Consider the following 228-nt stretch of genomic DNA (forward strand, 5'->3'; position numbering starts at 1 on the left):
GAACCTCCGACCGCTCGGTTCGTAGCCGAGTACTCTATCCAGCTGAGCTACGGATGCATCGGAATTACTAAGGTGCTGCTGACTCAATGTCACTCATCATGCCGCAACACTGATGAAGATGGTGCATCCGGGAGGATTCGAACCTCCGACCGCTCGGTTCGTAGCCGAGTACTCTATCCAGCTGAGCTACGGATGCATCGGAATTACTAAGGTGCTGCTGACTCAATG

General features: G+C 53.5%; 1 tRNA gene. It reads right to left on the reverse strand.

Features of this window, described 5'->3' with window-relative positions:
* Positions 1-119: 119 nt before the first annotated feature.
* A tRNA-Arg gene (locus MUU47_RS00005) sits at positions 120-196 on the reverse strand.
* Between the last annotated feature and the right edge of the window lie 32 nt (positions 197-228).

Source organism: Scandinavium hiltneri (assembly GCF_024764835.1).
Classification (GTDB): domain Bacteria; phylum Pseudomonadota; class Gammaproteobacteria; order Enterobacterales; family Enterobacteriaceae; genus Scandinavium; species Scandinavium hiltneri.